This window comes from Pontibacillus chungwhensis BH030062, from assembly GCF_000770675.1.
GTDB classification, from domain to species: Bacteria; Bacillota; Bacilli; order Bacillales; family BH030062; genus Pontibacillus; species Pontibacillus chungwhensis.
Genome location: NZ_AVBG01000007.1, coordinates 1 through 18,451 on the forward strand (window position 1 = coordinate 1; position 18,451 = coordinate 18,451).

14 protein-coding genes and 1 riboswitch are annotated in these 18,451 nt (G+C 43.8%); of the genes, 3 read left to right on the forward strand and 11 right to left on the reverse strand.

The window, feature by feature from the left end; genetic code table 11:
- Window positions 1-494: 494 nt before the first annotated feature.
- The 9 genes from N780_RS10125 to N780_RS10165 form a co-directional block, all read right to left on the reverse strand.
- Entirely contained in the window at window positions 495-1,856 is a 1,362-nt protein-coding gene (locus N780_RS10125; protein WP_036783398.1) for a PFL family protein, read from the reverse strand.
- Between the two features lie 12 nt (window positions 1,857-1,868).
- Window positions 1,869-2,144 (reverse strand): ACT domain-containing protein, encoded by a 276-nt coding sequence (locus N780_RS10130; RefSeq protein WP_036783399.1) that lies wholly within the window; start codon window positions 2,142-2,144, stop codon window positions 1,869-1,871.
- A 95-nt stretch (window positions 2,145-2,239) separates the two neighbouring features.
- Window positions 2,240-2,318, reverse strand: a riboswitch (glycine riboswitch).
- Window positions 2,319-2,414: 96 nt separating this feature from the next.
- Complete coding sequence (locus tag N780_RS10135) at window positions 2,415-3,740, reverse strand: TrkH family potassium uptake protein (RefSeq protein WP_036783401.1); 1,326 nt, start codon at window positions 3,738-3,740, stop codon at window positions 2,415-2,417.
- Between the two features lie 256 nt (window positions 3,741-3,996).
- Window positions 3,997-4,749, reverse strand: a complete 753-nt coding sequence (locus tag N780_RS10140) for an SDR family NAD(P)-dependent oxidoreductase (RefSeq protein ID WP_036783404.1) — start codon at window positions 4,747-4,749, stop codon at window positions 3,997-3,999.
- A gap of 218 nt (window positions 4,750-4,967) precedes the next feature.
- Window positions 4,968-6,671: a glycoside hydrolase family 13 protein gene (locus tag N780_RS10145; protein ID WP_036783406.1), complete on the reverse strand. Its 1,704-nt coding sequence runs from the start codon at window positions 6,669-6,671 to the stop codon at window positions 4,968-4,970.
- Between the two features lie 18 nt (window positions 6,672-6,689).
- A complete protein-coding gene (locus N780_RS10150) occupies window positions 6,690-7,517 on the reverse strand; it encodes a carbohydrate ABC transporter permease (RefSeq protein WP_036783408.1) in 828 nt (275 codons plus the stop codon).
- Window positions 7,518-7,529: 12 nt separating this feature from the next.
- Window positions 7,530-8,864: a carbohydrate ABC transporter permease gene (locus tag N780_RS10155; RefSeq protein WP_036783798.1), complete on the reverse strand. Its 1,335-nt coding sequence runs from the start codon at window positions 8,862-8,864 to the stop codon at window positions 7,530-7,532.
- 147 nt (window positions 8,865-9,011) lie between these two features.
- Window positions 9,012-10,361 (reverse strand): ABC transporter substrate-binding protein, encoded by a 1,350-nt coding sequence (locus N780_RS10160; RefSeq protein WP_036783410.1) that lies wholly within the window; start codon window positions 10,359-10,361, stop codon window positions 9,012-9,014.
- A gap of 45 nt (window positions 10,362-10,406) precedes the next feature.
- Window positions 10,407-11,417: a LacI family DNA-binding transcriptional regulator gene (locus tag N780_RS10165; protein WP_036783411.1), complete on the reverse strand. Its 1,011-nt coding sequence runs from the start codon at window positions 11,415-11,417 to the stop codon at window positions 10,407-10,409.
- A 281-nt stretch (window positions 11,418-11,698) separates the two neighbouring features.
- On the opposite strand from N780_RS10165, the gene N780_RS10170 reads away from it, so the two are divergent.
- The 3 genes from N780_RS10170 (at window position 11,699) to guaC (ending at window position 14,086) form a co-directional block, all read left to right on the forward strand.
- Window positions 11,699-12,487 carry a serine hydrolase gene (locus N780_RS10170; protein ID WP_036783412.1) on the forward strand — a complete coding sequence of 263 codons (789 nt, stop codon included), beginning with the start codon at window positions 11,699-11,701 and terminating at the stop codon, window positions 12,485-12,487.
- A gap of 180 nt (window positions 12,488-12,667) precedes the next feature.
- Window positions 12,668-12,931, forward strand: coding sequence for a hypothetical protein (locus N780_RS10175; RefSeq protein WP_036783413.1), 264 nt, complete (start codon window positions 12,668-12,670; stop codon window positions 12,929-12,931).
- Window positions 12,932-13,102: 171 nt separating this feature from the next.
- Entirely contained in the window at window positions 13,103-14,086 is a 984-nt protein-coding gene (gene guaC, locus N780_RS10180; RefSeq protein WP_036783416.1) for a GMP reductase, read from the forward strand.
- Between the two features lie 481 nt (window positions 14,087-14,567).
- Here guaC and N780_RS10185 read toward each other — a convergent pair whose 3' ends face one another.
- Entirely contained in the window at window positions 14,568-17,738 is a 3,171-nt protein-coding gene (locus N780_RS10185) for a bifunctional cytochrome P450/NADPH--P450 reductase (protein ID WP_036783420.1), read from the reverse strand.
- Between the two features lie 117 nt (window positions 17,739-17,855).
- On the reverse strand, window positions 17,856-18,428 hold the full coding sequence (locus N780_RS10190) for a TetR/AcrR family transcriptional regulator (protein WP_036783423.1): 573 nt from the start codon (window positions 18,426-18,428) through the stop codon (window positions 17,856-17,858).
- Between the last annotated feature and the right edge of the window lie 23 nt (window positions 18,429-18,451).

An 18,451-nucleotide genomic window follows, 5' to 3' on the forward strand; every position in this document is an offset into this window, starting at 1 on the left:
ACTTTTTTCTCAACTAGAGCCGGTTTTCATCCTCTTGAGCCATTTGCACCCAACTTGAGCCGATTTCTTGGCTTCTTGAGTCAATTTTTGCTTAGCTTGTGTCACTTTCTCTAAACTTGAGCCGGTTCCGCGGAGCTCGAGCCACTTCCGGGCGGGCTTGAGCCACTTCCGGGCCAACTTGAGTCGCTTTACACCTTCTTGAGCCACCACCGCCCTTACTAGAGCCACTTTTTTCTCAACTAGAGCCGGTTTTCATCCTCTTGAGCCATTTGCACCCAACTTGAGCCGATTTCTTGGCTTCTTGAGTCAATTTTTGCTTAGCTTGTGTCACTTTCTCTAAACTTGAGCCGGTTCCGCGGAGCTCGAGCCACTTCCGGGCGGGCTTGAGCCGGTTCCGGCCCAGCTTGAGTCGCTTTACACCTTCTTAAGCCATTCTCCTCGCCCCAAACAAAAAACTGCCCAAACCAAGTTTGGGCAGTCCACCTAACAAACATTTAATTAATCAAAGCCTGCAACGGTGCAGGGATACGTCCGCCACGGTTCACGAAGCCTTCGCTGCTGTATGGATTGACGCCCATAACTGGAGCGCGGCCAAGGAGTCCGCCGAATTCGATCATTTCGCCTTCTTCTCTTCCTGGAACCGGAATGACGCGTACGGCTGTTGTTTTCTTATTGATCATGCCGATTGCGGCTTCATCAGCAATGATGCCAGATAATGTTGCAGGTGATGCGTCACCGGTTAGGGCGATCATATCAAGACCCACAGAACATACGCATGTCATCGCTTCAAGTTTTGACAGGGAAAGGGACCCTTCTGTTACCCCTTCGATCATGCCTTCATCCTCACTCACCGGGATAAACGCACCGCTCAAGCCGCCAACGTACGAGCTCGCCATAGCCCCGCCTTTTTTCACGGCGTCATTCATAAGAGCGAGCGCAGCGATTGTGCCGTGTGTTCCGACGCGTTCAAGTCCGATCTCTTCTAAAATACGGGCGACACTGTCGTTTAGCGCATTCGTTGGTGCAAGGGATAGGTCAAGGATACCGAATGGAACGCCGATTCGTTCAGCTACCTGACGTCCAACGAGTTCACCAGCGCGAGTGATTTTGAAAACAGTATTTTTAATAACTTCAGATACTTCTCCAAGATCCGCTTCTGGGTAACGCTTGAGTGCGCTCAATACAACACCAGGCCCACTAACCCCAACGTTCAGGACCGCTTCGCCTTCACCTGTTCCATGGAAAGCGCCGGCCATAAATGGGTTGTCTTCTACTGGATTACTGAAGATGACGAGCTTGGCACAAGCGATTCCGTTTTGATCCTTCGTTCGTTCTGCAGCGTCACTGATAACGTATCCCATTTGTTTGACTACGTCCATGTTGATTCCGGTGCGAGTGGTCGCTACAGATACAGAACCACACACGCGCTCAGTTACGCTTAGGGCTTCAGGAAGAGAGTCGATTAGAGTTTGATCGCCTTTTGTTACGCCTTTATGCGTAAGGGCGGAATAGCCTCCGATGAAATCAACGCCCAGGTCTTTTGCTGCTTGGTCTAATGATTTTGCGACTTCAACTGCTTCTGCGACCGTTGCATTACCGAGAATCTCAGATACAGGCGTAATCGAGATTCGCTTATTGATGATTGGTACGCCGTATTCTTTCTCAACCTGCTCTGCTACGGTCGTTAAGTCTTTTGCGTAGGTTGTGATTTTGTTGTAGACATTTTCTTTTAGCTTTTCAATATCTGAATCGGCGCAGTCGCGCAGGCTAATGCCGATTGTAACGGTACGGATATCAAGGTTCTCCATTTGGACCATACGTATGGTTTCTGTTATTTCATTAAATGCAATATTCATGGGGAGGCCTCCTTAAATGCGGTGCATCGACTGGAAGACTTCTTCTAGCTGCAGACTAATTTGCACGCCTAAGTTCTCGCCAGTTTCTTGTAGTACTTTTCTGATTTCATCTAAATCATGCGCTTCTTTCACATCGATAATCATGATCATAGTGAAGTATTCTTCCACAATCGTTTGGCTGATATCGAGTACGTTTAATTTATATTCTGCGAGTACGTTTGTCACGTTCGCGATAATGCCGACTTGGTCTTTTCCGATGACGCTTACTACTGCTTTACGTTTTTCCATGATGATCCACCTCTGACTTTATTTTCTGTGAACAAAAAAAGAGATCAGCTCTCGCCGATCTCAGACAAACGTACCCATACACGTATTCTGTATGTAAGTTCGTTCCTGTCCGGTTGCCTGAGATCATGAACCCTTCGGCGTCGCTTTAAAAGCGATCTCTCCAGGATTGGCTCCAGTTATAGTGTTACCCATAACCTTCACAGCCACTATTCTTTTGAATAAATGTAATGGTACCAATATGCGTATCGTTGGTCAAGGACTATGTTTCACTTACCCCGTTAGCACATCTTCTTTCGGGTATTTCACCCGGTCAATCCGGTGTTTGGCAAAAGCGAATGCGAAGGTAAGCGGACCTAGTTTTCCAACGAGCATCGTTAAGATAATCGTTATTTTGCCAATGATCGTCAAGCTACCGGTTAAGCCCATCGACAAGCCAACTGTCCCAAAGGCAGAGACGCCTTCAAATACAATATCTAAAAATGGGGCGTCTTCGGTTAAATTGAGTATGAATATGGCGACCAGGACCACGAGTACACTCCCCATCGCAAGAGACAAGGCTCTTAGTACTAATGAATAAGGAAGGCTCCGCTTAAACGTCACGACTTCCTCTCTCTGTTTATAAAACGTAAACGTGGCTAGCACAATTAAAATTGCAGTTGTTAACTTAATACCACCTGCCGTCGAGGCGCTTCCTCCGCCAATAAACATCAAGATTATCATATAAAAAAGAGACGCGTGCTCCATTGAGCCAATGTCTAGTGTGTTAAACCCTGCCGTCCTCGGGGTTACCGCCTGAAAATAAGCCGATTGAATCTGATCTGGTGTCGACATCGATGCCAATGTGTTAGGGTTGTTGTATTCAAGGACAAAAATCATAAGAAAGCTAAAGATATTAATCGCAAGCGTACCTATAATCATGAGCTTAGAATGTAAGGATACCTGGCGAAATTCTTTACTTTGCCACATATCGAACACGACGGTAAACCCAATTCCCCCAATGATAAATAAAATGGTAATAACGATGTTTATGACAGGATCCCCTACATAGCCAGATAAACTATCGGACCATATCGAGAAACCGGCATTATTAAACGCTGATATCGCATGGAAGACACTTGCATAGAGCCCTTGCCCCCACCCGAGTTCTGGTACCCAAACAAGTGAGAGGAACACAATAGCCATCGCTTCCATGATCAAACTGAAAATTAACAATCGCTTAGCCAAAGCGATGACGCCACCAATTGTATTTTGATTTAGTGCTTGTTTGATTAATAAACGCTCGCGAATGCCGATCTTTCTCCCCAAAGCAAGGTAAATGAGGACCGCGAACGTCATAATTCCTAACCCGCCGAGCTGAATTAACATCATAATGACGATTTCCCCGAAATACGTAAAAGCTGTACCTGTATCAACTACCACAAGTCCTGTAACAGTCATGGCTGATGTAGATGTGAAAAGAGCGTCAATAAAGGAAATTCCATCTGTTGTCGAAATCGGCAGAAGAAGAATCAAAGTTCCTAATAGAATAAGGCTAAGAAATGTTGTGATTAAAATCTGGGGCGGATTCCACTCCATTCGCTTCTCTCTTCGTTTCATCCTCACCCTCCCCTTCCCAAAAAACCATTATAAAAAATTCTATATAGTATACCTTATTTAACTCCTGCTCCCCCAAAAAAGCAACCCCTATAAAACTCTTTCTCACTATAAAGCACGGACGCGTGTCAGACACTCTTTATCGCTCTAAAGCACTTCCGTGTGCCTGACACCCTTTCACACTTCGCATCACTAAAGTTATGTAGTTATAAAAAACGTGAGCGCTGTTACTTGGCGCTCACGTTTTCTTTCATTTCATTTACGATTTCGTATTAGTAAAGCCACCATCAATGCGAATAACATCCCCATTAATATATTGAGCTTTAGATGTTAGTAAAAACGCCACGGTTTCTGCTACTTCTTCTGGTGTGCCTAGACGTTTTTGCGGGATGCCATTTTCGGCACTTTCTTTCATGTTCGGGTTATTCTCAAAGAATTCTTTTACCATTGGTGTTTCAGTTGGGCCTGGGGCAATCGCATTTACACGAAGGCCGTCTTTTGCGTATTCGGCTACTAAACTTTTCGTTAAGCCGATCATGGCGTGTTTTGTTGCGGAATAAGTCACAACGGAATCTTGTCCAATCACACCTGCACTTGAGGATGTATTCACAATCGCGCCTCCACCATTTTTGACCATTACTTCAGCTACGTATCGAACGCCATATAATGCACCCATTAAGTTAATGTCTACAATCTTTTCGATTTCGCTTACTTCTGTATCTAAGAAATAGCCACCACTGCCTGAGATACCAGCATTATTAAAGAAATAATCAATAGTACCAAAGTGATTGACCGTCTCATCTACATAATTCTTTACTTCATCAGGTTTTGAGACGTCTGCCTTAATAAAAATCGCGTCAACACCAGCTTCTTTTAACTGCTTGACTGTTTCATTACCGCCCTCTTCATCTATATCTACAACAGAGATATTCACATCTTCTTCTGCGAGGCGTAATGCTGTAGAGCGACCTAACCCACTACCTGCACCTGTAATTACTGCAACTTTACTCATCTCTAAAACCTCCTTAAGTAGTATCACATCATTACACTTTCCCAAAAGACCTAATACTATAAACCTGGCAACATTACCCAACCTTTCGCACTCTAAAGTAAAGACGCGTGCCAGACACCCTTTCACGCTCTAAAGCACTACCAGGTGTCTGGCACCCTTCACTTCTCTAAAGCATAAAAAAGCAAGTAGCTGGTACCAGCTACTTGCTTTTTGAGCCTCTATTTTTGGTGGTAAACGACGGCTTCGTACGGGCGAAGGGTGATGCCTTCTTTAGATGCGTCAGGTGACTCGTTGTAGTTGTGAATCATAACGGAAGCTCCATCAAAGCTTACGTCTTCTGGCCATGGACGTTTAATGGTTTCTCCTGTCCAGTTCGTTACTACAACTAGCGTTTCTCCTTCATGTTCACGCTTATAGGCATACACTTCTTCATCTTCTGGCCAAATGAGGGTGTGATCGCCGTTCACAATGACCTCATGTTCTTTTCGAAGAGCGATTAGCTTCTTATAGTAATGAAAGATCGAATCTGGGTTCTCGCGCTCTTTCTCAACATTAATCTGGTCGTAATTCGGATTGACTTTCAGCCAAGGAGTACCTGATGTGAATCCGGCGTTCTCAGAAGCATCCCACTGCATCGGTGTGCGGGCATTGTCACGGCCTTTTTCATGGATGGCTTTTAAGATTTTGTCAGGGTCATGCCCTTTTTCAACGACCATATCCTGCCACAGGTTACGGATCTCAACGTCTTCATAATCATCGATGGACGGGAAGTGCACGTTTGTCATTCCAATTTCCTGACCCTGGTATACATATGGCGTGCCTTGCATCATATGAAGCCAGGTCGCGAGCATTTTGGCGCTTTCAGAATGGTACTCTCCATCATCACCGAAGCGAGAAACCGAACGAGGCTGGTCATGGTTCTCAAGGTAAAGAGAGTTCCACCCCTTATTAAAGAGCTCAACCTGCCATTTTGACATAATCTCTTTTAACTCAGTGAGCTTCCAGTCTTTTTCTTCCCATTTCCCCATCTGACCACCAGGCTGCGCATCAACATCCATGTGCTGGAACTGGAATAACATCGATAGTACGCCTGAATCTTCATTCGTAAACTGCTTTCCTTCCTCAGGCGTTACAAATCCAGTTTCTCCAACGGTCAGAATATCGTAATGGTCAAGCACTTCTTCTTTCATCTCCTGCATAAATTCCATGAAACGAGGGCCGTTTGCGAAATAGTCGCTGCCCCACTGGAATTCATCATCAGGCTTCGTGACTGGCGCATCCGGTAGCCCTTCCACTTTTGAAATTAAGTTAATGACGTCCATGCGGAAACCATCGACACCGCGATCTAGCCACCAGCGCATCATTTCGTACACTTTCTGACGCACGTCCGGATTCTCCCAGTTCAAGTCTGGCTGCTTCTTCGTAAATAAATGAAGATAGTACTCTCCCGTTGGCTCATGATACTCCCACGCTGAACCGCTGAAGAAAGATAGCCAGTTGTTTGGCTCTTTCCCCTCTTCATTAGGTGGGCGCCAAATATAAAAGTCGCGATATGGGTTGTCTTTAGACTTCTTCGCCTCCTGGAACCAAGGATGTTCATCAGACGTGTGATTGACGACAAGGTCCATCACAAGCTTAAGCCCTTTCTCGTGCATCGTTGTAATTAACCGATCCCACGTTTCAAGGTCACCGAACTCTGTCATAATGTCCTGATAATCACTAATATCATAGCCGTTATCATCATTAGGGGACTTATAGATCGGTGAGAGCCAGATGACATCAATCCCAAGCTCAACAAGATAGTCAAGCTTTTCGATAATGCCTTCTAAATCTCCAATACCATCGCCGTTGCTGTCATTAAAGCTTCTCGGATAAATTTGATAGACGACCGAGTTCTTCCACCATTGCGTTGATTGTTCCATTTCTTAAATCCCCCTCGTTTATTCTTTTACAGCACCTGAAGTCAGACCAGATACGATTCGACGCTGGAATAACAGCACCATAATGACAAGTGGCACGGTTACAATAACCGTTGCCGCAGTGATCTCTCCCCAAGGAATCGTGTACTGTCCCTGGAACATGCCAATACCAACCGGCACCGTCTTATGACTTTCCGCTGTATTAATCGTTAAAGCAAATAGAAACTCATTCCATGCTGCTATGAACACTAAGATTGCTGTCGTAAAAATTCCCGGCACAGCAAGTGGCAAAATAATCTTGAAATACGTCTGCATCATAGACGCACCGTCCATTTTCGCTGACTCTTCTAAATCGAACGGGATCTTACGGAAAAACGTAACGAGTAACCAGATCGATAAAGGTAGTGCAAATGTCGTATATGGGATAATTAACCCGAGATAACTATTCGTTAAACCCAAATTCTTCATAAAAATATAGATCGGTGAAATCGTTGCAATTTGCGGAAACATAGAAACGGATAACACGACGCCTAGAATTACGGTTTTCCCAGGGAATTCAAGACGGGCTATCGCATAAGCTGCAAAAGCCGCTACAAAAACGGTATAAACCGTTGTAATCGTCGCTACGACAGTACTATTCCATAGGTACTTCAAAAATGGATAATTCACAAAGACAGACACATAGTTCTCAACTGTTGGATTGTTTGTAAACCAATTAAATGCTTCATCACCAAACAATTCAGCTACCGGCTTGACGGAGCTCAATAAGATCCACAGAAACGGGAACATGATGATGAATATAAACACCGCTAAGAATAGGTAGAAGCCTACCCCTGCTTTTTTCTGCATCTAGATCACTCCTTATTTTTTCGCTCCGTCTCCAAGTAAGTCTGAGCCTAAGAATTTAATGTAAATCATTGAGATAATCGCTACACAGATAAACACGATAACCGCAAGCGCCGAACCTTCTCCAAAGTTCGTTTGCCCAAACATAACTTTATAAGAAAACAGCGAGATTGTTTCAGTTGCGTTCGCTGGCCCACCGCCTGTTAACACGTAAATTAAATCAAACACACGGAAGGCATCGAGTGTACGGAACAACAAGGCAACAAGAAGACTCGATTTAAGAAGCGGAAGAGTAATTTGGGTGAACTGCTTCCATTTGCTTGCTCCATCAATTGAAGAAGCCTCATACAATGAACTCGGAATCGTCTGCAACCCTGCTAGTAAAAGAAGAGCCATATACGGGGTTGTTTTCCATACGTCTGTTAAAATAACCGCTGCCATCGAGCCAAATGGAGTGGTGAGAAGGGTACTCATTTGATCGATAATGCCTATATCAGCAAAGAATTTGGCAATGATCCCGTTCTGACCATCATACAGAAAGCTCCACATTTTAGCAGATACAGCCGTTGGAATCGCCCATGGTATTAAGATAGCAGCCCGCACCATACCGCGACCGAAGAACGCTTTATTAATAAGGAGCGCGATTGCCATACCAAGAACAAGCTCGAGTCCTACTGAGATGACTGTGAAGACCCCCGTATTCATAAGGGAAACCCACATTCTCTTCTCCGTTAAGCTATTCTTATAGTGGTCTAGCCCTATAAAGTTTGACTCGACGACCGTTTGGAGTAAGGCGTTTGAGAGACCGGTTAGCTTGTCTCCCTGTTGAAGCACTCCCTCCGCTTGCAGCGTGTTTAACTCTTCATTAATGGATTCGAACTCTTCATCAAACTCTTCACCAAATGATCGGTCAATTTCAACAAACTTAAGATCCTCACTCGGAACTTCGAAGTTAAAGAGGAGTTCGTCTACTTCCTCATAAGGTCCAGCCACGCCGTCCTGTTCTCGTAACTTCTCATCAAACTCCGTTAATTCTTCCTTCATATCTTGGAGCTGACCTTGAACCTCTGGTGGTGCATCATCGATCTCTTGGTCGAGCGCTGTGACTAAGAATGGTTGATTATTTAAGTATCGCTCAAGGTCGAGGGTATAATCTAAATGAATACTAGACTTGGTGGGTTCATTTAATCTGTAGTCAAATAAACTAAAATAAAAAGATTGCAAAACTGGCCAAATGGCAATCACCAAAATGAGGATTAACGATGGAGCAACTAAAAGAAAACCAGTTCTTCTCTCTTTCTTCTTTGCATCATTTACCTTTGTGGTGACGTCTTGCTTTGAACTCTTCAGCCGAGTCGACACGACAACCTCCTCCTTTATTGCCCTAAAGGGTCAAAAGAGTAGAAAAAGGGCACTCCTCTCCCCACGATATAAACGAATGTCATTTATAAAGTTGGAAAAAAGAGTCGCCCTTATCTTCATCTCTCTAAAAAGAACTTATTGCATCACTTCTTGTAATTCTTTTTCCATATTCGCCGCTGCTTCTTCTGGAGTAAGCTCACCAGCGATGGCTTTTGATACATTGATTTGAATAATCTCAGAAACTTCTGGATAGTTTGGTGCTACAGGGCGTGAAACCGCTGCTTCAAGACCTTCTTGGAAACCTTCTTGTTTGAAGAAAGGATTTGCCTCAAGCACTTCTTCGTCTTCAAACAATGCTGGAAGTGTCGGCGCTAATCCGCCGTGGATCGCAGAGATCTTCTGACCTTCTGGACCTGTCATGAATTTAACGAACTCCCACGCTTCTTGAGGATGCTCTGAATATTTGTTAATCGCTGTCATCCAGCCACCAAGTGCTGCTGCAGAACCTGCATCACCTGCTGGAAGTGGAGCAACTCCGATATTACCTACAATGTTTGATTCACTCTCATCATTTGCTAGATTCCATTGGTAAGGCCAGTTACGAATGAATGGAGACTGTCCTTCAATAAATGCTGTGTGAGATTCTACTTCCGTAAACGTTGTGATGTTACCAGGAACGAAGTCAGACGTTGCAACTTCAACCATTTTGGAGAGTCCTTTGATGGTTTCCGGGCTATTGACGACGATCTCTCCATCTTCGTTTAGAATAGCACCACCGTAAGAAGCGATGTATTCAATAGCGTTTGTCACTAAACCTTCGTATTGTTTCGCTTGCATTAAGTAGCCAAATTCAGTTCCTTCTGCACCTTTGTTCTCTTTAGCAGAGGCAATAAGCTCATCCCAAGTCGTTGGTACTTGATCCTCTGAGATGATATCGGTGCGATAGAATAATAGGCCTGTATCAATAAACTTCGGCAAGGCCCACTGTTTCCCGTTAAAGGTAGCAGCTGACAAGGCACCCTGGTTGTAATCATCTGTATTGATGCCATCTTTCTGAAGGAAACGATCAAGCGGTAACACGTAACCAGCTTGAGCGAATTCAGCCGGCCAGATTACGTCTAGGTCCATCACATCAATTTCAGAAGACTCAGCGTTAAGGATCGTTACGTATTGGTCATGCTGTTGGCCTGAGTCAGAAGGCATTTCACGAAATTCAACTTGAATGTTTGGATGTTGCTCATTAAAGGCTTCTACAATTTTATTTGTGCCTTCTGTGGAGTCTGCACCACGGGCATAAACTAGTGTGACAACCTCATCAGATCCCTCAGCTTCTTCTCCACTATTGTCTGATGATGTATCTGTTTCTTCTGTTGTAGAATCATCTTCATTATCCGTAGAGGATGTTGGATCATCATCTCCACTACAAGCTGCAAGAGCTAACACGAACACCAACATAAACGACAACAACCAGTGCTTCATTTTCATTAAAAGACCTCCCCTTAATTTTGAATCCGCTTTCATTAAAGCGATTTATTCAACAGCCCGGATTGGACTGACTGTTGACTCTCTGATAATTAACTCTAATGGATACTCATACACTTCTTCGTCGTTCCCTTTGTGATGAATACGGTCAACCATAACCTCAACTGCCCTCTTGGCTAAGAAGGGAATCGGTTGTTCTACAGTTGAGATCTTCGGGTCCATCAGTTTCGTAATCACCTGATTGTCAAAACCAATTACAGCTAACGCTTCAGGCACTTTCACCCCGTATTCCTTCGCCCCTGTAATGATCCCTGCTGCCACTTCATCACTTCCTGTAAAAACAGCGGTAGGTGGGTCAGGCATCTGATTGATCTGTTTAAAAATCCGGATGCCATCTTCAATGGAAAACGCATCATAGAACCCATGGCGCTCATCAAAGGATAAGTGAAATTCTTCTAAAGCAAGATCAAATCCCCTTCGCCTATGCTGCCCCACGTTACTTTTCTGGCCCCCTGTACAGTACGCAATCTTCGTATGTCCCTGTCGAATTAAATGTTTCGTCGCCACATAGCCCCCATGAACTTGATCAAACTTAACGGTCGGGATCGTTGCCTCTTCTTCAAACTCATTACAAAGAATCATCGGACCATAAGATAAATACTCTTTCACTACGTCCCATTCGTTCTCGATTGACGTTAAGATCATTCCATCAACTTGCTTCATTTTTAAAAGCTCCAGATGCTTAAGCTCCGTTTCTTTTGAGTACATCGTCTGACAGATTAATAGTTGATAGCCATGCTTCGCTGCTTGTAATTCCATCGATTCTGCCAGTTGACCGAAGAATGGATTCATGATTCGAGGAATAAGTACTGCAATCATTTGTGTTTTCTTATTTCGAAGACTCCTCGCCGATGAATTAGGAACGTATCCAAGTTCCTTCATCGCTTCAAACACTTTCTCTTTCTTCTTAATGGATACGTGTGGGTAGTCATTTATCACTCTTGAAACGGTTGACTTCGATAGCCCGGCCCGTTTCGCCACATCATCAATCGTAACCATAACCACCCCCCTTTCTTTGGGAGAAGATATTTTTGAAACCGATTTCAAAAATGACTAGATTAAAAGTTTCAAAATGCAGACATATGTACTGAACCACTTTTTGAAACCGTTTTCAATTTGTTGACTCGATTATATATCAGCCCATATGACTACGCAACCTAAACCGTACGACAAATATCTCCATATTCTGACATATACAACAAGGGATTTTCTTCTATATAAATGGCAACGGGCTGGGAGAATCTGTTATGGTAAAAATAAAAAAGTAAAGGTGATGGACAATGAACAAGATCGATAGCAAAGTAGAACATCTAATCTCTCAAAAAAATGCTCCTTACTCAATATTGATCCGCAACAACAATCGCACTATTATCTCCAAAAATGAAAACATCCCCTTCCGCGCCGCAAGTGTCATCAAGGTTCCCATTATGATGGAGGCGTTTCGCAAACATAGAGAAGGAAAACTAAACCTAGACAAATTACATACTATAAAGCCTTCTGAAGAAGTGGCTGGCGCAGGAGTGATTCACTATTTATCCGGCCAGCAAAACTATTCATTACGCCAGCTCATCGAACTTATGATCATCGTATCTGACAACACAGCTTCCAATCTTGTGTTAAAAGCAGTCGGTATGGAAAGCGTGAATTCGCTGATGTATCAACTCGGTTGCGAGAATTCTATCTTGGAACGCTTCTTCATGGATTCTGCAGCAGTCGAGAAAGGCTTCGAAAACCGCACTACTGCAGGGGATATGATAACTTGTTTACAAGCAATCAACGAACCACACCCGCTTTTCTCTAAAGAAGATCAAATAGCAATGAAAAAGATTCTACATAATCAACAATGTAAAGACATGCTCGGATCTTTCACTTCAACAGAAGAAATCGAGATCTTTCACAAAACAGGCGAACTTGAAGGCGCCCAACATGACGTGGGTTTTTTTGAATATAAAGGTCAGTCCGTCTATGCTGCTGTTTTAACTGATGATCTCACAAAAAATCAGGAAGGTCGCGAATGGATTGCCTCTATAGGGCAATTGATTGCGGAGGAGATTGTAAAGGATCATTAAGATCTTCTTTGGCCTTACGGTGCGTCGGGATTTGGGCCGTGGTGCGCTGCTTTCAAAGATCTTCGGTACGATTGGGTAACCCCGACTCATATTACCGAACTGAATCTAACAGTTATAAGACTGAGTAAAGAATGTAAAAGTGTACATACTAAAATAAATCATTAAAGGAGGTTTTCATTCATGATTACTGAACACTCTTCTCCTTATCTTTGTCCGAATTGCAAAACGAACAAGACGCGTTTCAATCTTATTGAACAAGTCGTTACCCCAGTGAAGAAAAATCCCCAAACAGGGGAAATCGTTGAAGAATATGAGGATCTCTCCTCCCAGCCTATGCATATGCAATATCGCGGGCCAGAGATTCGCGTTCAATGTGCAGCATGTGGAGTGATCGAAGAAGAAATATCGTTCATTAAACGAGCCGAATACAATAAAAGTTCGTAAATTAAAGAAGGATCGCGTCTCAAAAGAGATGTTGATCCTTTTTTATTATTAATTTCCGAACTATAATAGGGATTCCCTTTTGACATTCGTACAAAAATGCGTTACATTACATAATGTACGAACGATAACGATTCAAGCGAATTTAAATATTCGCTTTTAGGAGTGTATATGATGGAAAATGTGTTTGATTATGAAGATGTTCAATTAATTCCGGCAAAATGTGTCGTAAATAGCCGCTCAGAATGTGATACAAAAGTGACGTTAGGCAACCATACCTTCCAATTACCTGTCGTGCCCGCCAATATGCAAACCATAATAGATGAAACAATCGCAACGTTCTTAGCTGAGAAAGGTTACTTCTATGTGATGCACCGCTTCGAGCCTGAAACTCGCCGTACTTTCATTCAAGATATGAAAACCCGCGGGCTAATCTCTTCTATTAGTGTCGGCGTGAAAGAAGAGGAATACGGATTTATTGAAGAACTTGCAGCAGAAGGACTCGTTCCAGATTACATTACAATTGACATTGCTCATGGTCATTCCAACGCAGTCATTCAAATGATTCAACATATCAAGAACTACTTACCTTCCACCTTCGTCATCGCAGGAAACGTTGGTACACCTGAAGCCGTTCGGGAATTAGAGAATGCCGGCGCCGATGCTACTAAAGTTGGCATTGGACCAGGAAAAGTATGTATAACAAAGATTAAAACAGGCTTTGGTACAGGTGGCTGGCAACTAGCAGCCCTTCGCTGGTGCGCGAAAGCCGCTTCAAAACCAATCATCGCAGACGGCGGAATCCGTACACACGGTGATATCGCAAAATCCGTACGTTTTGGCGCAACGATGGTGATGATCGGTTCTTTATTCGCTGGTCATGAAGAATCCCCTGGTGAAACTGTCGAGCGCGATGGGAAGCTTTACAAAGAATACTTCGGCTCTGCCTCTGAGTTCCAAAAAGGCGAGAAGAAAAACGTCGAAGGTAAAAAAATGTTCGTCGAGCACAAAGGCTCCCTTGAAGACACGCTAGTCGAAATGCAACAAGACCTTCAATCTGCTATCTCCTATGCTGGCGGAACAGATCTTGATGCGATCAAACACGTAGATTACGTTGTCGTGAAGAATTCGATCTTTAACGGAGACAAAGTCTATTAAACTACAAAAGCGATAGCGCCCGGTTAGCAACGTATAGACTGGACTGAACCGCAGTGAGATCAAGGAAACACGAGGAGCCACTGGCGAATCGATGTTGACTGATCGACCGGAGGTGAGGGAAGTCTACTAGTTGCTGGGCGCTGGAGCTGGATGTAACAAAAGCAGAAGCGCCAGGTTAGCAACGTATAGACTGGACTTGAATACAGAAAAAACGAGCCGGGGCGGCTCGTTTTTTTTAGTTTATAATCAATTCTATTCTTTTTAGTAACTTCTCTACTCTCTTTGGTAAATTCTACGCTCCCTTTCGTAAATTCTACGCTCTCTTTCGTAAATTCTACGCTCTCTTTCGTAAATTCTCCGCTTCTTTTCGTAACTTCCCCCTCTCTTTCGTAAGTTCCCCACTCTCTTTAGTAACTTCTAGGACCAGGCACGCAAAAAGAGCGGAACCGCTACCGGTTCCGCTCTTCGTTCATGTTCGGCCCTATTCAGCCCAAACGTCTTTTGCATATATTCCTTTTTGCTGTAAACCATCTAACCAATCTGCTGCTTCTTCACGAGTGGCAGAATGAATCGTTTCGTAACTTTCCATTAAGACTTCTTCAACAGCGGGTGCCATCTGACTACCGTCGCCGCACACGTATAGACGAGCGCCACTGTCTAAGAGTTCAATCACATGCTTACGATCTTCACGAAGCAAGTCCTGCACATACGTTTTCTCTTCGCCTGCTAAACGAGAGAAAGCGGTATGAAGATTCACGAGTCCTTCTTCCTGATAAGATTCGAGCTCATTTTGATATAAATAATCTTGTTCAGGATGACGGCACCCGAAATATAGATGTGCCTCACCTAGCTTATGACCTGATTCTTCGAGTGCCTTACGAGCTTGTAAGAATCCACGATACGGCGCGACACCTGTACCTGGCCCAATTAAGATCACTGGCGTTTCACTGTACTCAGGAACCTGGAAGTTCGACTGAGGTGTACTAATGAAACAAGCCACTTCATCGCCTGGTTCTAAGGAAGCAAGATAGTTACTTGCTACTCCTTTGTACTCACCATCGCCACTCCATGAAGGGCCGCGTACAATACTGACGGTAATGCTTGGCATCCCTTCTTGCGCACTAGGTGAGCTCGAAATAGAATAATAGCGAGCTTTTAGTGGTGGCAATAAGGCAACAAATCGATCAAACGGCAGTTCACACGCCATATATTTTTCAAGTAACTGAAGCATGGTTGTGCGCTTGGCAAGTATTTCTGTTTTATATACCTCATCTTGCAAGAGGTCTTCAAGCTCCACTTTGTGAGGAGGGCACGTTGTGTTTGCCGCGAGTTCACGAATTTGAGCACGAGTTGCCGGTTCTTGTAGTTCCACGTAGTGCGTCATTAAGTCAGAAATACTAACAGGATGATCTAATGGAAGATGAGCGGTCTTGCCACCGCTTCCGCTTAAGACCATAAACCGATTGCCATCAAGAGAGAAACGGCGAAGGACGCGGTCGACTAGCTCTTGATTGTTTTGCGGGATGATTCCAAGATGATCCCCCTCTTTATAAGAGACGCCCGCTGGCAACTTGATATCTAAGTGACGTGTACTTCGTTCACTTGTTCCCCCTTGCAACTCTTTATTTTGAGAGACACGTGCCGTGAAGGCTTTGTGGTCTTTCGCAAGAGGTGTACTCGTAACTCCATCGACAAATTCAACCGTTAAGGCATTGGCGGTTTGGCCTGTACCCCCTTTAAAATCGAGATCAAATGTTTCAGCAAGCTTGTTCCATAGATCTTCTTCCCATGCTTCATACTGGCCTTCGAAGTCATCACTCGCATCCCCTTCACCGCGGGTAGCGATGGATATAGCTCCTTTATTAGTCATCTGCTCATCAATAAGCTTCGGTATGCTTTGATACGTATTGGCCCAGTTACGGTCGCCACAACCAAACACTGTATAACAAACACCTTGTAGCTCATTGTCACCTGCTGAATCGAGCCAAGCAACGAACTCGTGGGCATTGTCAGGTGGGTTTCCGTTATAAGAAGCTGAAACGATAATCACTGCTCCTTCTAAAGGCATGAGGCCTGCGTATTCATCAAGGGAGTCAATATGAGTTGAAAACCCTTTCGCTTCTCCGATCTCAGCCAATTCACGAGCAACACCTTTTGCCGTTCCTAAATTCGATCCGTATAAAAGAAGAAGTGGCGTCCCGTGTTTTGGAACAGTAGCTTCTTTTTTACTTTCTTTTTGGTCACTTTCCTGCTTAGGCGCTGTCATTTGAAAGGCCATTTGCGAGCGGCGTGGCTGGACTCTCATCGTTAGACCTTCAGGTTTTAACGTTAAGGTTTCTTTTACGTCTAACTGGTAGTTGTCATGGTCGATGAACTTGAAGTTTTGTAAAAGCATTCCTAACACAAGCGTTGCTTCGTGCATGGCGAATTGCTGACCGATGCAAGCTCGCTGACCGTTCCCGAATGGTTTGAATGCATGCTGTGGAATGGATTTCATGTCCTCAAAGCGCTCTGGCTTAAAGGCTTCCACATCTTCTCCCCAAACGGTAGGATCTCGGTGTAGTTGAGGAAGAAGCACCATAACCGTTTGACCTTTTTCAATCGGAATATCTCCCCCGATAACGGTATCTTCTTTCGCATGAAGGCCGAATGCAGGGGCTGTTGGCCATAAGCGAAGCGCTTCATTTAAAATCATACGTACATATTTGAGCTGCTTTGTTTGTTTATAGGATGGAACACCACTATCGCCTAATACTTCGTCCACTTCAGCATAAGCTTTTTCTAAAACATCAGGGTTCTTCATTAAATAATGAAGGGCAAACGATAACAGGCCACTTGTTGTTTCGTGTCCTGCAATTAAGAACGTAATAATCTGAAAGCGAATATTCTCATCACTTAGCTTCTCCCCAGTCTCAGGGTCACGTCCTTTTAACATATGAGATAGGAGATCGTCTTCCCCTTGGTCTCCTTGTTCTTTACGATCTTGAATCAGCTGGTCGACAAGTGTGAACATCCCTTGAATATCTTGCTGGAACTGACGTTTTTTTCGAAGCATTAATTTATCCTGCAGTCCTACGCGTTGCAGTTGATTCATAGCCTCATCTAAACCACGGACCATATTCTGCACAAAGGGATGAAGTTCTTCTCGATAGAAACTGTTAAATCTGTAATTAAATCCACATAATCCGATGGTATCAAGAGTAAGTCGTGTCATGTCGTCTGTCACTTGAATACTTTCGTAATCATTCAGACGGGACCATTTCTGCACAAGCTGCACAGCAATATCAGCCATCTTATCATGATAGCCTTTCATCGCCTGCTGGCTAAAGCTTGGAAGTAAGATGTTATGTGCTTTTTTCCAGTTTGGCTCTGACGTTTCACTTGTGAATAATCCGTCCCCTCCAAAAGCTTTTACATTTTGTAAGGCGGGTCCTACAGTTTTATCAAATCTTGATTCATCACTAACTTCTGAAACTAAAGCATGGTTCGATACGATTGTACTCACTCGACTTGGAAACTGAAACTGAAAGATCGGCCCGTATTCATCAGCAAGTTTCATAAAAGATTGCATCATTTTTTCTTTATCAATTAGAGGTAGACTCCCGAGCGGTCCATACGTCTTCGGGGATGGAATCTGTCTAGCATTTGTCATACTCGATCATTCCTTCTTATATAAATTAATAGGAAACATAGGTGTAAGAGATGTAATAGAGGGTTTGGTGCGGAATGAACATTCATTCCGTTTTCGGTAAAATGCAGACTAGAGCCATTAATGAGCCCTAACTGCATCCCAGCAACTTTCTTCATAGTCTCGTAACAACTCTCTCGTTTCATCCACTGCACCTTCACGCACAAGTTGATGCAGTTGAATAAACGCACCAAATACAATGGCAATCAGTGCATTGGCAGGCATCTTCCGTATCTCATTTGTTTCTTTACCCGCTTCGAAAAAGTCACGCGTAAAGTCTAGTAATTCTTGGTATAAGGCCAGACTTTCCTCGTCGAGCACCCGAGGTCGGTTATGCGTTTTAATAAAGTACAGTGCATGTTCGTTATCAAGCGTGAAGCGAACCATACTGTTAAATATATGACTGAACTGTTGCCTACATGTTCCGTTACTCGGAAAACCATTTCGTAAAGTATCGAGGAATCGTGTTACGTACTGTCTGAAAAGCTGGTTCATAAGTGTCTCTTTGTTCACAAAATAGCGGTATATCGTACCCGCTCCAACATTGGCTCTTGTTGCAATCATTGGAATTGTTGTCGCATCAAAGCCTCGTTCTGCAAAAAGCACAAGAGCTGCGTCTAAAATATCTTCACGTTTGTTTGTCGCTGCTTCCATAATGGTTCCCTCCATTACATCCC